Annotated in this window: 11 protein-coding genes; all 11 read left to right on the top strand. The window is 63.8% G+C overall.

Annotated features, from left to right (window positions below; translation table 11 throughout):
- Window positions 1-459 precede the first annotated feature (459 nt).
- The 11 genes from ACODSZ_RS14995 to ACODSZ_RS15045 all read left to right on the top strand — a co-directional run bounded on the left by ACODSZ_RS14995 (window position 460) and on the right by ACODSZ_RS15045 (window position 14,196).
- Window positions 460-3,087: a motility hub landmark protein FimV gene (locus ACODSZ_RS14995; protein ID WP_488927917.1), complete on the top strand. Its 2,628-nt coding sequence runs from the start codon at window positions 460-462 to the stop codon at window positions 3,085-3,087.
- A 165-nt stretch (window positions 3,088-3,252) separates the two neighbouring features.
- Window positions 3,253-4,161 carry a tRNA pseudouridine synthase A gene (locus ACODSZ_RS15000; protein ID WP_175343397.1) on the top strand — a complete coding sequence of 303 codons (909 nt, stop codon included), beginning with the start codon at window positions 3,253-3,255 and terminating at the stop codon, window positions 4,159-4,161.
- A 47-nt stretch (window positions 4,162-4,208) separates the two neighbouring features.
- Complete coding sequence (locus ACODSZ_RS15005) at window positions 4,209-4,877, top strand: phosphoribosylanthranilate isomerase (protein ID WP_034351140.1); 669 nt, start codon at window positions 4,209-4,211, stop codon at window positions 4,875-4,877.
- A gap of 31 nt (window positions 4,878-4,908) precedes the next feature.
- A complete protein-coding gene (gene trpB / locus ACODSZ_RS15010) occupies window positions 4,909-6,168 on the top strand; it encodes a tryptophan synthase subunit beta (RefSeq protein ID WP_008330854.1) in 1,260 nt (419 codons plus the stop codon).
- Between the two features lie 75 nt (window positions 6,169-6,243).
- Window positions 6,244-7,041, top strand: a complete 798-nt coding sequence (gene trpA / locus ACODSZ_RS15015) for a tryptophan synthase subunit alpha (RefSeq protein ID WP_008330852.1) — start codon at window positions 6,244-6,246, stop codon at window positions 7,039-7,041.
- 199 nt (window positions 7,042-7,240) lie between these two features.
- Complete coding sequence (gene accD, locus ACODSZ_RS15020) at window positions 7,241-8,110, top strand: acetyl-CoA carboxylase, carboxyltransferase subunit beta (RefSeq protein WP_008330851.1); 870 nt, start codon at window positions 7,241-7,243, stop codon at window positions 8,108-8,110.
- Between the two features lie 138 nt (window positions 8,111-8,248).
- Window positions 8,249-9,562, top strand: a complete 1,314-nt coding sequence (folC, locus tag ACODSZ_RS15025) for a bifunctional tetrahydrofolate synthase/dihydrofolate synthase (RefSeq protein WP_175343399.1) — start codon at window positions 8,249-8,251, stop codon at window positions 9,560-9,562.
- 105 nt (window positions 9,563-9,667) lie between these two features.
- A complete protein-coding gene (locus ACODSZ_RS15030; RefSeq protein ID WP_488927949.1) occupies window positions 9,668-10,639 on the top strand; it encodes an SPOR domain-containing protein in 972 nt (323 codons plus the stop codon).
- Window positions 10,640-10,673: 34 nt separating this feature from the next.
- Window positions 10,674-11,174: a CvpA family protein gene (locus ACODSZ_RS15035; protein ID WP_175343401.1), complete on the top strand. Its 501-nt coding sequence runs from the start codon at window positions 10,674-10,676 to the stop codon at window positions 11,172-11,174.
- Between the two features lie 91 nt (window positions 11,175-11,265).
- On the top strand, window positions 11,266-12,786 hold the full coding sequence (purF, locus tag ACODSZ_RS15040; RefSeq protein ID WP_008330840.1) for an amidophosphoribosyltransferase: 1,521 nt from the start codon (window positions 11,266-11,268) through the stop codon (window positions 12,784-12,786).
- A 168-nt stretch (window positions 12,787-12,954) separates the two neighbouring features.
- Window positions 12,955-14,196 carry a cystathionine gamma-synthase family protein gene (locus tag ACODSZ_RS15045; RefSeq protein ID WP_175343402.1) on the top strand — a complete coding sequence of 414 codons (1,242 nt, stop codon included), beginning with the start codon at window positions 12,955-12,957 and terminating at the stop codon, window positions 14,194-14,196.
- Window positions 14,197-14,300: the final 104 nt, after the last annotated feature.

The following is a 14,300-nucleotide window of genomic DNA, read 5'->3' on the forward strand; positions in this document are numbered from 1 at the left end:
TCGGCGACCGGGAAAAATCCCGGTCGGTTGCGCCGCGGCGTTGCTGCAATGCGAATAGGACTTGCCTTACGCGTTGTCAGTCTGCAACAATAGCCCGCCAGCGTCCATGCGAATGGATGCTGGCGGGTTTTTCTCATCTTGAGAAAGTAAGTACACTTGCGGGTGTAAGTTCTTGATGTTAATTTGAAAAGCCAATTCATTTCATGAAAGCCAACATGTGGCAGCGCCCTAGCAGAGCGCCTGCTGGATTTGATGAAATGGATCTGCTCCGGACCGCTGGCCTGCAAGAAAAGGCGTGACAACAGCAAGCCAGCACGGACCGGAGTGGCGCGGGCCGGCTGCACAGGCCGCGCGGCATCTGCCCCATTCACGGATCTGTAGGGCATTTCCAGGCCAGTACCGGCTTGAACGCCAGCGTGACGGGTTTGAAGCGCAACGTTTCTCTAAGCCAAACAAAACATGCCTGTACATACCAACAAGAAGCTTCCCTTGTCCCGGATGAAGACCCTGAGCGCCGCCATTGCCCTGGCCATGGCCTTGCCGCTGGGGGCGCATGCTGCGGCCCTGGGCAAGCTGACCGTGCTTTCGTCGCTGGGCCAGCCCTTGCGCGCCGAGATCGAGGTGACTGCCGTGAGTGCCGACGAAGCCGGCAAGCTCACCGCGCGCCTGGCACCGGCCGACGCCTTCCGCCGCGCCAACATGGACTACAACCCGGTGTTGAGTTCTCTGTCCATCGTGCTGGAACAGCGCCAGGGGCGGCATGTGATCCGCATCAGTTCGTCCCAGCCGGTCAGCGATCCCTTCGTCGACCTGCTGCTGGAGCTCGATTCCGGTCAGGCCCGGCAACTGCGTGAATACACCTTCCTGCTGGATCCGCCCGACAGCAAGACCCCGCGCAATGCCCAGGTGGCACCGCTGACGCCGAGCAATGCGGAGGCCGCTGCGGCCGCTGCCGCACCAGCAGCGGCAAGTGCTGCGCCGGCCCCGGCCCCAGCACCAGCACCGACCGCAACGGCAGCGCCTGCTGCGGCGGAACCTCCGCCTGCTGCGGCCCCCAGTGCGGCGATCCCGTTCAGTAGCGAAGAGCCGACCAGCACCATCGTGCAGCGTCCCGCTCCTTCCGCTCTGGCTGAAGAACTGATCCGTCGCCAGCAGGCCTCGCCCGAAAATACGCCGGCTTCGGCCAGCCCCGGTGCGATGGCGGCGGCACCGGCAGGCCCCGCCGCCTCCGGCAGCGTCGCGGCACCCGCTGCGGCGCCTGCGAGCGCTGGCAAGAGCGGCGACTACCGCGTCAAGCCCGGTGACACGCTCAGTGCCATCGCCACGCGCAACCAGCAGGCCAATGTCTCGCTGGACCAGATGCTCATTGCGCTGTACCGGGCCAATCCCGATGCCTTCCAGGGCAACAACATCAACCGCCTGCGCGCGGGCAAGATCCTGTCCATCCCCGACCAGCCGACGGCGGCGGCAGTGGACCGCGACGAGGCACGCAGCATGGTGGTCGCACAAGCCCAGGACTTCAACGCCTATCGCAACAAGCTGGCGGGCCAGGTCGCCAATGGGCCGGCCGGCAAGGCTGGCAGCAACCGCCAGAGTGGCGGTGGCAAGATTACGGCACGTGTGGAGGAGCGTTCCGGTACCGGGCAAGCGCGTGACCGCCTGGAGCTCTCGCGTGCCAACAAGGGCCGTGGCAAGACCGGTAACGCCGGCGCTGCCGAAGAGAAGGCCGCCGCCGAACGCGCTCTGGCCGACGCCAATGACCGCGTCAAGGACCTGGAAAAGAACGTCGACAACCTCCAGAAGTTGCTGGAGCTGAAGAACCAGACCATCGCCGAACTGACTGCCCAGCAGCAGAAGCAGGCCGACCCCGCCAAGCCGGGTGCTGCCGCCACCGACAAGCCCGCAGAGGGTGACCAGAGCAAGCCCGGGGAGCCGCCGGCCATGGCTGCTGCGCCGGCCACGCCGGCACCTGCGGCGGCATCTGCGGAAAAGTCCGCCAAGTCCGGTGGTTTCCTCGACAAGATCAAGGACAATCCCTACGTGCTGGCCGGTGCCGGCGTCCTGGTGGCGCTGCTGGCCGCAGGCGGGGGCGTGGTGGCCATGCGTCGCCGCAAGAAGAAGTCCGAGGACGGCCCGGCCGAGCCGGCCAGCGAGCCTGAGCCTGCCCCCTCACCCGAGCCCGTGGCAGCGGCCGTCGCTGCCGTCGCACCTGAACCTGAGCCTGAACCTGAACCGGCTCCGTCTGCCGAGCCCGCTCTCGCCCCTGTGCCGGCCGTCGAGGCCGTGGCAGCCCCCGTGGAGGAGGCCCCGGTCGATCCGCTCGCCGAGGCCGACATGTACATCGCCTATGGCCGCGACGAACAGGCCGAGGATATCCTCAAGCTGGCCCTGCAGGCTCAGCCCGAGCGTCAGGCCCTGCATGCCAAGCTGCTGGAGATTTATGCCAAGCGTGGTGACGTCGCCAGCTTCAACCGCGTCGCCCTTAACCTGCATGCCTTGAGCGGCGGCCTCAACGAAGCCTGGGTCAAGGCGGCCGCACTGGGTCTGACCATCGATCCGACCAATCCGCTCTACGGCGGCACGCCGGCCGAGCCGGTCGCGGAAGAAGAGCCGGGCATGGAATTCGATCTGTCCGACTTCAAGGCCGCCGAGCTCCAGCCCGAAGCCGAACCGGCAGCCAAACCGGTGGCGGCGCCCATGGACCTGGGCAAGGATATCGATTTCGACCTCGATCTGGAAAACGGTGCCAAGCCGGATGCCGACGAGCCCATCCTGCCGGTCTCCGGCGGGGCGGCTTCGGCGTCCATGCTGCTGGACAGCAAGGAAGATGCGCCTGCGGCCAGCTCCCTGGCCGACCTGGACCTGAGCCTGCCGGAAGACACCCCGGCGCCCTCGGCGGCCAATATCCTGGAAGAAGACGAGGAGTCGGCCTTCGAACAGGAAATGACCACCAAGCTGGACCTGGCCGCCGCCTATGAGGAAATCGGCGACAAGGATGGCGCCCGTGAACTGCTGGAAGAAGTGATGCGCGGTGGCAACGACGCCCAGGTGGCACGCGCCAAGTCCATGATCGCCGCCCTCGGCTGAGGCCGGTGCCGGGAGCGATTACAATAGCGTCATCTCGCGGGCAGCTCGCATGAGCTGCCCGTTCGTTTTTTTTCGTGCCGCCGGATAGGGTGGTGTGCAGCCTGTATGAAGCTTTCTGCACCCATCCACCGTCCATCAGGCGCTGGCGGCGGGCAGTGAACATCCATGACAGAACTTTCTTCCCCATCCGCGGGCCTGCGTCGCGTCGTGCTGGGCGTGCAATACGATGGCGCCCGCTGGCAGGGCTGGCAGACCCAGCCGCACCGCCAGACCGTGCAGGACCAGCTGGAAGCGGCGTTGCAGCGCTTCAGTACGACACCCATTGCCACCACCTGTGCCGGGCGTACCGATTCGGGTGTGCATGCGCTGGAGCAGATCGTCCATTTCGATACGCCCATTGCCCGCGATGCTTTTTCCTGGGTGCGTGGCACCAATGCCTTCCTGCCGCCCACCATCGCGGTACGCTGGGCCTGCGAACTGCCCTGGGTGGATGATGCCGCCATCGCCGGGGCCAGTGCCGCCGCCCAGGCAGCCGAGCTGCACGGGACCGCGCGGGAAGGGGCCGAGAGCCTGGCGCAATTCGGTTTTCATGCGCGCTTTTCAGCCATCGCCCGGACCTATCACTACGTGCTCTACAACCACGCAGTGCGCTCGCCGCTGCTGGCGGGCAAGGCCGGCTGGACCTTCCGCCCGCTGGATGCGGATCGCATGCACCGGGCTGCGCAACACCTGATCGGTGAACATGACTTCACCAGCTTTCGCGCCGTCGAATGCCAGGCCAAGTCCCCGGTACGCAAGATGGAAAGCATTGCCGTGCGCCGCCACGGTGACATGATCGTCTTCACCCTCAAGGCCAATGCCTTCCTGCACCACATGGTGCGCAACATCGTCGGTTCCTTGATCGTGGTGGGCAGCGGCAAGCAGGATCCCCAATGGATGGGCCAGGTACTGGCCCTGCGCGACCGCAGCCGCGCCGCACCGACCTTCATGCCGGATGGCCTGTACCTGGCGCGGGTCGACTATCCCGATAGCTGGGCGCTGCCGCAGGAGGCGCGCTCCTGGCCCTGGTTGTGAGTGGCGCAGGCAGACCAACTGAAGTTTTCATCCATGAGGCAATGTTCATGAGCTTTCGTACCCGCATCAAGATCTGCGGCCTGACCCGTGAAGAAGATGTGCGCGCCACCGTGGCCGCCGGCGCCGATGCCATGGGGCTGGTGTTCTATCCCAAGAGCCCGCGCTACGTGACGCCGCGGCGCGCCGGCGAACTGGCCCGTGCCGTGCCGCCCTTCGTGAGCATCGTCGGGCTGTTCGTCAATCCGACCCTGGAGGAGGTGCGCCAGGTGTTGGCCGAGGCGCCGCTGACGGTGCTGCAATTCCATGGCGACGAAACGCCCGAGCAGTGCGCCGCCATCGCCGAGTCTGTTGTCAGACCCTTCATACGTGCCGCCAGAATAGGAAGCTCGACGCAGCCCGCGGATTTGTTAGAATACGAGCAGGCATATCGCTCCGCCAGTCCCTTGTTCTCCGGACTGCTGCTCGACACCCTGGTCGAGGAGTATGGCGGCAGCGGAAAGGTTTTCGATTGGTCTCTCATTCCAAAAGAACTCGCGCCTCGGGCCGTTTTGAGTGGTGGCTTGAGCGTACACAACGTCACTGAGGCGGTGGTCGGCGTTCGTCCCTACGCGGTCGACATCAGCAGTGGCGTCGAAGCCGCCAAGGGCATCAAGGATGCCGCCAGGATAGCGGCCTTCATCCAGGCCGTGCGTCTGGCGGATGCTACCCCCGCGTAGCACACCCCCCCAAGCGTTTCAGAGGAACACCATGAAAGAATTGAATCCCCTCGGCGGTTTCGCCGAGCGTCAGGCCATTCCCGCCGCCGCCCTGCACCAGACGGCCCATTACAACCTGCCTGATGCTCGTGGTCACTTCGGCCCCTACGGCGGCAGCTTCGTCTCCGAAACTCTGACCCTGGCCTTGAACGAGCTGCGCGACGCCTATGCGCGCTACCAGCACGATGAACAGTTCCTCGCTGAATTCCATACCGAACTGAAGCATTTCGTCGGCCGTCCCAGCCCGGTGTACCACGCCAGGCGCTGGTCCGAGATCGCCGGTGGCGCCCAGATCTACTTCAAGCGCGAAGACCTGAACCACACCGGTGCCCACAAGATCAACAACGTGATCGGCCAGGCCTTGCTGGCCAAGCGCATGGGCAAGAAGCGCATCATCGCCGAGACCGGCGCCGGCCAGCACGGCGTGGCCACGGCCACCATCTGCGCGCGCTTCGGCATGGAGTGCATCGTCTACATGGGCAGCGAGGACGTCAAGCGCCAGCTCCAGAACGTCTACCGCATGAACCTGCTGGGTGCCAAGGTGGTGCCGGTGGAGTCCGGTTCCAAGACCCTGAAGGATGCGCTCAACGAAGCCATGCGCGACTGGGTCACCAACGTCGAGACCACTTTCTACATCATCGGTACCGTGGCCGGTCCGCACCCGTATCCGATGATGGTGCGCGACTTCCAGTCGGTGATCGGCAACGAGTGCATTCAGCAGATGCCGGAAATCGCCTCGCGCCAGCCGGATTACGTGGTCGCCTGTGTCGGTGGCGGTTCCAACGCCATGGGCATCTTCTATCCCTACATTGATTATCCCGACGTCAAACTGGTCGGGGTGGAAGCTGCCGGTGATGGTCTGGATACCGGTCGTCACTCGGCTTCACTGACACTGGGTTCGCCCGGCGTGCTGCACGGCAACCGCACCTACCTGCTGCAGGATGCCAATGGTCAGATCATCGAGACCCATTCGGTCTCGGCCGGCCTGGATTATCCGGGCGTGGGTCCGGAACACGCCTGGTTGAAGGACAGCGCCCGCGCCAGCTATGCCTGCATCACCGATCAAGAGGCGCTGGAAGCCTTCCACAACTGCTGCCGTATCGAAGGCATCATCCCCGCGCTGGAGTCCAGTCATGCCCTGGCCCATGCGGCCAAGCTGGCGGCCACCTTGCCCAAGGACCAGATCGTGCTGGTCAACCTGTCCGGTCGTGGGGACAAGGACATGCACACCGTGCAACAGCACCAGGGTTGACCCCCGGCCTGCCCGCACTTGCCGGCTGGCCCTTCGGGGCCAGTCGGCTGATTCGACAAAAAACTTCATATCACCATGTCCAGAATCCAGACCACCTTCTCCCAACTGGCCCAGCAGAAGCGCAAGGCGCTCATTACCTTCATTACCGCCGGAGACCCGGCCCCCGAGCTCACCGTGCCGCTCCTGCATGCACTGGTGGCCGGTGGTGTCGACATCCTCGAGCTGGGTGTGCCGTTCTCCGACCCCATGGCCGAAGGCCCGGTGATCCAGCGCGCCTGCGAGCGTGCCCTCAAATTCGGCATCAGCACCCACGACGTGCTGGGCTATGTGCGTGAATTCCGCAAGACCAACCGCCACACCCCCATCGTGCTGATGGGCTATGCCAACCCCATCGAGCGCTTCGGCGTCGATGCCTTCATCGCAGCGGCCAGCGAAGCGGGCGTGGATGGCACCATCGTGGTGGACTATCCGCCCGAGGAATGTGAAGAATTCGCCCAAAAGATGCAGGCCAGGGGCATGGATCCGATCTTCCTGCTGGCCCCGACCTCGTCGGAAGAACGCATCCGTCAGGTGGCGGCCGTCAGCAGCGGTTTCTGCTACTACGTCTCGTTGAAGGGCGTCACCGGTGCCGGTCACATCGACACCGCCGAGGTGGCCGAGCGTATCGCGGCCATCCGCCAGCACGTGAAGCTGCCCATTGCGGTGGGCTTCGGCATCCGTGATGGCGCCACCGCCCGTACCGTGGGCAGCGTGGCCGATGCCGTCGTGATCGGCAGCCGCATCATTGCCGAACTGGAAAACACCCCCCAGGACAAGGCCTGCGACGCGGTGCAGGCTTTCGTCAGCGATATCCGCCAGGCGCTGGACGCCTGAGCCGCTGCAACCCCGGTCCGGCAGGGCAGGGGTGTGCAATGCGCAGCCTCCGGCAATGTCCGGAGGCTTTGTTTTTTTGAGAGGGCGCAAGCGGGCAGAAGACTTTTTATTGCCTTGTGGAAAGCATGACCGTGCTTTACGTTCGTCGCCGGTGGGCTCTGGTACAATGCGCGCCACCGGAAAAATCTATGAGGTCTCTATGAGCTGGCTCGAGAAGTTGCTGCCACCCCAGATTCAACGCGGTTCCACCAGCCGCAAAGCCATCCCGGAAGGTTTGTGGGTCAAGTGCCCCTCCTGCGAAGCGGTGCTCTACCGTACCGACCTGGAATCCAATCTGCATGTCTGCCCCAAGTGCAGCCATCACATGCGCATCCGCGCCCGTGCTCGTCTGGATGCCCTGCTCGACGAGGGCGGCCGCTATGAGATCGGCCAGGAAGCCCTGCCGGTCGACACCCTGAAGTTCAAGGACAGCAAGAAGTACCCCGATCGTCTCAAGGACGCCATGGAATCCACCGGCGAAACCGACGCCATGGTGGTCATGGGCGGTGCCATCATGACCCTGCCGGTCGTGGTGGCCTGCTTCGAGTTCGAATTCATGGGCGGTTCCATGGGCTCGGTGGTGGGTGAGCGCTTTGTCCGTGGTGCCCAGGCGGCGCTGGAGCAGAAGGTCCCCTTCATCTGCATTACCGCCACCGGCGGCGCCCGCATGCAGGAAGGTCTGCTGTCGCTGATGCAGATGGCCAAGACCACCGCCATGCTGACCAAGCTGTCGGAAAAGAAGCTGCCCTTCATCAGCGTGCTGACCGACCCGACCATGGGCGGTGTGTCCGCTTCGTTCGCCTTCATGGGCGATGTGGTGATGGCCGAACCCCGTGCCCTGATCGGTTTTGCCGGTCCGCGCGTGATCGAGAACACGGTGCGCGAGAAGTTGCCGGAAGGCTTCCAGCGGGCTGAATTCCTGGTCACCAAGGGCGCCATCGACATGATCGTCGACCGCCGCAAGATGCGTGAGGAAATCGCCCATCTGCTGGCCCTGCTGCAAAACCAGGCTGCCGAAACGGTTTCCTGATTAGCCGCTATACTTCAGGCCCGGATTTGCAGAAGTGCAAATCCGGGCTTTGTCTTTTCGACATCCGCAAGCCGTAATCCGTAATCCGTAATCCGTAATCCGTTTTTCGAGCAGCAGCTTCACCGACCGAGACGCGCCATGACTTCCCAAGCCTCCCCGACTCCCGCCACCCTGAATGAATGGCTGGCCCTGCTGGAACAACGTCACTTCAAGCAGATCGACATGGGCCTGGACCGTGTGCTGGCCGTGAAGGAAAAGCTCGACATCCGCTTCGACTGCCCCGTCATCATGGTGGCCGGCACCAATGGCAAGGGTTCCACCTGCGCCATGCTGGAGTCCATCCTGATGCGCGCCGGTTACCGCGTGGGCCTCTACATCAAGCCGCATTTCCTGCATTTCAACGAACGTGCCCGCCTGTCCGGCGACATGGCCAGCGATGCCCAGCTGATCGCCGCCTTCGAAGCGGTGGAAGCGCAGCGCGGTGATATCTCGCTGACCTATTTCGAATTCACCACCCTGGCCATCATGAAGTTGCTGGCCGATGCCAGGCTGGACGTGGTGATCCTCGAAGTCGGCCTGGGCGGGCGCCTGGATGCGGTCAACGTGGTCGATGCCGACGTGGCCGTCGTCACCAGCATCGACATCGACCATACCGAATACCTGGGCGAGACCCGCGAAGAGATCGGTTTCGAGAAGGCCGGCATCTTCCGTCCCGGCAAGGTGGCCGTGTGCGGCGACCCGGTGCCGCCCAAGTCGCTGATCGCGCATGCCGAGAAGATCGGTGCCGACCTCTGGCTCATGGGTCGCGACTTCAACTACCAGGGCGACAAGCAGCAATGGGCCTATGGCGGACGCGGCATGCGCCGCAATTCGCTGGCCTATCCCAGCCTGCGTGGCGCCAACCAGCTATTGAATGCCTCGGCGGCCCTGGCCGCGTTGGAAGCCCTGCGCGAAGTGCTGCCGGTGGGCGCCCAGGAAGTGCGTACCGGCCTGGCCACGGTGGAACTGCCGGGCCGCTTCCAGGTACTGCCGGGCCAGCCGCTGGTGATCCTGGACGTGGCGCACAATCCGCATGCCGCTGCCACGCTGGCGCAGAATCTGGACAACATGGGCTTCCATCCCTATACCTATGCGGTGTTCGGTTCCATGCTGGACAAGGATATTGAAGGCGTCATCAGCCACCTCAAGGACAAGATTGACCACTGGTGCGTGACCGATCTGCCTCTGCCGCGCGCGGCCAGCGCGCAACAGCTCAAGGAGGCCCTGCTGGGGGCCGGCGTGCAGCCGGAATTCAGGCGGGACGCGGCGCGCAGCGTAGAAACCTTCACTACTCCGGCCGAGGCGTATGCAAATGCGTTAAGCAGAGCAGGGGAGAATGATAGAATTGTGGTTTTCGGGTCCTTCCTGACTGTAGCCGGCGTCATGCAGGCGCGCCGCCCCGGTCTGCACTGATCCCGACGGCGTTCCGGAGCCGGCCACGCTTGGCCCGCCGGCGCCAGGACCTGAGTGGCCACGCAGGTTTTCCACGATTTCCAGATCAATTCAAGACGACTCCGCATGGGCTTGTTCTCGTTTTTCCGTAAAAACAAGCAGGACGCTACTGCTGACCAAGGGTCCTTCCGTTCACGTTCCGAGGAGCAATCTTCCGTCATCCGCAGCCGCAGCAGTCGCAGCGCCGCCAATGGCAGCGCCGGTTCTGCCCGCGGCAGCAGTCGCAGCAAGGCCGGCAAGGATGCCGCCGCCGACCCGCTGCTGCCGGAAAAGAAGCGCGCCCGGCGCCGCCTGATCGGGGCCGTCGCGCTGGCGCTGGCGGTGGTGATCGTGTTGCCGATGATCCTCGATTCCGAGCCCAAGCCCTTGAACGACGACATTGCCATCCAGATCCCCTCCAAGGACCAGCCGGCCCCCGCGGCGGCCCAGCCTGGCACGGGTGATGCCAAGCAGGCGTCGCTGGACCAGAAGGAAGAGATCGTCGAGCCCTCCAGCATCGCGCCCGAGCCCGCCAGCCCGCCGGTGGCGGCAGTCGCGCCCAGGCAGGAGGACAAGCCGGCAGAAAAGCCAGTTGAAAAGCCGGTAGAAAAGCCGGTCGAGAAGCCCGTTGAAAAGGCGCCCCCCAAGGCCGAGGAAAAGAAGCCGGCCTCAGCCGAGCACAAGGAAGAACCGAAGAAGGAAGTCGCCAAGCCCAAGGCCACGCCCCATGCCGCCGACGACGATGCGGCGCGCGCGCTGGCGATCCTGGAAGGCAAGTCCGGCAGCAGCGCGGCAGCGCCCCCGGCGGAAAAGAAACCGGCCGCAGCCGGTGGCAAGTTCGTCATCCAGGTGGCCGCGCTGGCCACCCAGGACAAGGTCAGTGAATTGCGCAACAAGTTGAGTGCAGCCGGTATCCGTTCGTATACGCAGAAGATTGCAACCCAGGCCGGTGAGCGTACGCGCATTCGCGTGGGCCCCTTCTCCAGCCGCGAGGAAGCCGAACGCATGGGCGGGCGAATCAAGAAGCTGGGCCTGAATGCCACCATTATTCCTGCTTGAATTTGGCTACAAATAGCCGCATATTGTTGTCATCGTGACGATATTTGACTACTTGGTGCTGCTGATCCTGGCCTGTTCTGTGATCATTGGCACCCTGCGCGGACTGGTGCGTGAAGTTTTGTCCCTGGCCGGCTGGATCGTGGCGCTGGTGGTGGCCAATACTTATGGCGAGGCGCTCTCGGCGATGTTGCCGGACGTGGTGCCGGGTGAACTGACGCGGCTCATCGTGGCCTTCATTGCGCTGTTCATCGGTACGCGCCTGTTGATGGCGCTGGTGGCCAAGACGCTGGGCGAACTGGTCAAGGCGACCGGTCTGGGTTTCGTGGACCGCACGCTGGGCAGTGTGTTTGGCGTGGCGCGCGGGGTATTGCTGGTGGTCGCGGTGGCCTTGCTGTGCGGTACCACGGCCATTCCGCAACAGGATTTCTGGAAGCAGGCGCGTTTCAGTCCCTGGGTCGAGCAGGCCGCCGAAGCGGTGCTGCCCTACCTGCCGGGCAAGCTGGCCGAGCATGTAAGTTTTTCCACCCCGGTCTGACAACAGGCTCCGTGGCGGAGCGCATCAGATCGTTTGGACCGGGTTGCAGTCGTGGTTCATTTTCGTTTTCGTTTTTCGTTAGGAGTCCACCATGTGTGGCATCGTCGGTATCGTCTCTCATAGTCCCGTCAACCAGATGCTGTATGACGCGCTGCTGCTGCTGCAGCACCGCGGTCAGGATGCGGCGGGGATCGCAACCAACCACAGCAACGGTTTCTCGATGCACAAGGCCAATGGCCTGGTGCGCGACGTGTTCCGTACCCGCAACATGCGCTCGCTGCCCGGCAACACCGGCATCGGCCAGGTGCGCTATCCGACCGCAGGCAGCTCGTCCTCGGAAGAAGAAGCGCAGCCCTTCTACGTCAATGCCCCCTTCGGCATCATCCTGGCGCACAACGGCAACCTGACCAATGCGGAGCAGTTGAAGATCGAGATGTTCAAGAACGATCGCCGCCACATCAACACCGATTCCGATACCGAAGTGCTGTTGAACGTGCTGGCCCACGAGATCCAGCAAGCCACCACCGGCTACTCGCTCGATCCGGCGGCGCTCTTCAAGGCCGTGGCCATGGTGCACAAGCGTGTGCGCGGCTCCTACGCCGTGGTGGCGCAGATCGCCGGTTATGGTCTCCTGGGCTTCCGCGATCCGTACGGCATCCGTCCGATGTGCCTGGGCTTCAACGAGAGCGACAAGGGCATCGAATACATGATGGCCAGCGAATCGGTGGCCCTGGAAGGCATGGGCTTCCGCTTCCTGCGCGACGTCAACCCGGGTGAAGCGATCTTCATTGACAACGACGGCAAGCTGTACAACCAGCAATGCGCCGAGAACCCGACGCTGAATCCCTGTGCCTTCGAATACGTCTATCTGGCCCGTCCGGACTCCATCATCGATGGCGCCTCGGTCTACGCCACTCGCCTGAAGATGGGCGAATTCCTGGCCGACAAGATCCGCAGCCAGTTCAAGCATGGCGAGATCGACGTGGTCATGCCGATTCCCGATTCCTCGCGTCCGGCGGCCATGGAACTGGCGTTGAAGCTGGGCATCGAGTACCGCGAAGGCTTCATCAAGAATCGCTACATCGGCCGCACCTTCATCATGCCGGGCCAGGCACTGCGCAAGAAGTCGGTGCGCCAGAAGCTCAACGCCATCGGCAGCGAGTTCAAGGGCAAGAACGTGCTGCTGGTGGATGATTCCATCGTGCGTGGCACCACCAGCCGTGAAATCGTGCAGATGGCCCGCGAGTCGGGTGCCAAGAACGTGATCTTCGCGTCGGCTGCACCGCCGGTGAAGTATCCCAACGTCTACGGTATCGACATGCCTACCCGTGACGAGCTGATCGCCTTCGGTCGCAGCGACGAAGAAGTCTGCCGCGAAATCACCGCCGACGCCCTGGTCTACCAGGATGTGGAAGCCTTGAAGCGCGCCATCTCCGACGCCAACCCGGCCCTGAAGCAATTCGAGGCTTCCTGCTTCGACGGTCACTACATCACCGGCGACATCACCCAGGAATACCTGGACCGCATCGAATACGCCCGCAAGAATCCCAAGCCGGCGCTGGAAGATGTGGTGCGTTCCCAGCTGAACCTGAACCTGGCGCGCGTGGACTGATCTTCGCCGCCTGACCCCAGGCTGGACCAGGACGCCGGTGGCCGCTTTGGCGGCACCGGCGTTTTGCGTTGATGTGCCGCGCAAACCAGCCGACGGGAATCTGGCTTATCATTTTGCCTTTGGCCGCGCGCCGGCCTTGCCCCTCACTTCTGCTTTCCCGATCACGCGATGAACGATAAAAAGACCTACGGCTTCACCACCACCATCCTCCACAGCGACCGCCAGAAGGGCATCGAGCACGGCTCCCTGCACAAGCCGATCCACACTTCCGTGACCTTCGGCTATGAAGATGCGCGCCAGCTGGCCGAAGTGTTCCAGGGCAAGCAGTCGGGCTATCGCTATGGCCGCCAGGGCAACCCCACGGTGTCGGCGCTGGAAGACAAGATCACCAAGATGGAAGACGGCAAGTCCACCATCTGCTTTGCCACCGGCATGGCAGCCATTGGCGCCATCGTCCAGGGCTTGCTGCGCGAGGGCGATCATGTGGTGTCCTCGGCTTTCCTGTTCGGCAATACCAATAGCCTGTGGACGACGGTGGCCGCGCAAGGCGCCAAGGTCTCGATGGTCGATGCGACCGATGTGAAGAATGTGGAAGCCGCCATCACGCCCCAGACCCGCCTGGTCTTCGTGGAAACCATCGCCAACCCGCGTACCCAGGTGGCCGATTTGCAGCGCATCGGCGAGCTGTGCCGCGAGCGCGGTATCCTCTACGTGGTGGACAACACCATGACCTCGCCCTATCTGTTCCGCCCCAAGACGGTCGGTGCCGGGCTGGTGGTCAATTCGCTGACCAAGTCCATCGGCGGTCACGGCAATGCGCTGGGCGGGGCGCTCACCGATACCGGTGAATACGACTGGACCCGCTACCCGCACATCGCCGACAGCTACAAGAAGAACCCGGCCCCGCAATGGGGCATGGCGCAGATCCGCGCCAAGGGCCTGCGCGACTTCGGTGGCACGCTGGGCCCGGAAGCGGCGCACCACATCGCGGTGGGCGCCGAGACCATGGCCCTGCGCCAGGAACGCGAATGCAGGAATGCGCTGGCGCTGGCGCAGATGCTGGAAGCCGATCCGCGCGTGGCAGCGGTCCACTATCCGGGGCTGGAATCGCATCCGCAGCATGCCTTGAGCAAGGCGCTGTTCCGTTCCTTCGGCAGTCTCATGTCCTTTGAACTGAAGGACAGCATTGACTGCTTCGACTACCTCAACCGCCTGAACCTGGCCGTGGCCGCCAGCAATCTGGGCGATACCCGTACTCTGGTGATCCCGGTGGCGCACACCATCTTCTACGAGATGGGCGCCGAGCGCCGCGCCAGCATGGGCATCGCCGAGTCACTCATCCGCGTCTCGGTGGGGCTGGAGGATACCGATGACCTGGTCGAGGATTTCCGCCAGGCGCTGGCAGGCTGAGGCCCAAGCCCGCCAGGACGGCGGTTCCAGGCCGAAGTGAAGAAAAAAACACGCCCGTCGCCTCGCAAGAGGGACGGGCGTTGTTCTTGATGTTGCCAGATGAA

The sequence above is a fragment of the Herbaspirillum sp. FG34 genome (assembly GCF_057809315.1).